Here is a 687-nt window from a genome sequence, read left to right as displayed (position 1 = left end):
ATCAGTGAAATCTTTCGTCACTGCCACACCTGTCGCTTCCAAGGCTTCAACCATTTGCGCCTCTAAGTGTAAACCGTGGTATAAAACCAAGTCTGCCCCTTGGATTTTCTTTAAGTCTCTAGGACGTGCTAAGTAGCCATGAGGGTCCTCGCCCGCTGGAATAACCGTTTCAACCGTTACTTGGTCGCCCGCCAATTGTTTTACCATATCCCGTAGAAAAGAAGTGGATACTGTGACAACCGGTTTTTTATCCGCAGCATCGCCACCGTCACTAGCTGACTCCCCGTCGCTCGCGCATGCACCCAAGGCTAGCGCCACAACTATTACACTCAATAATTTCCAAATCTTCTTCATTTGAATACTTCACTCCTATTTTCTATATTTAAGGGGTAACCACAAGATTCGCCCTTAGCTTTTGTTAATTATATTTTTAGCTTAACCTAAAAATATATAAGTGTCTAGTCTAATTCACCGAGATTTTTTTGAAAATGACGCCTCCTTGCCAAGCTAGTTGATCTAGAAAACCAGGCACACTGATTCAAGCAGGCAAAAAGACCACACCCGAAAATTAAAAACGGATGTGGTCTAATAAAAAAGGCAAAAAAAAAAGAGAAGCTCGGATAATTCCGAACTTCCCCTCATATACATAATAAGATAATCTGTTAAAGATTATTTTACTTCTGCAGT

General features: G+C 41.3%; 1 protein-coding gene. It reads right to left on the bottom strand.

All coding sequences use genetic code 11. The annotated features are described in order from the left end of the window. Positions 1-354 (bottom strand): metal ABC transporter substrate-binding protein (locus ACRCJ0_RS17770; RefSeq protein WP_431391471.1); only part of this gene is annotated, 354 nt, incomplete at its 3' end. Positions 355-687 lie beyond the last annotated feature (333 nt).

This window comes from Aerococcus sp. L_32, from assembly GCF_050689315.1.
This window is presented reverse-complemented; position numbering and strand designations above follow the sequence as displayed.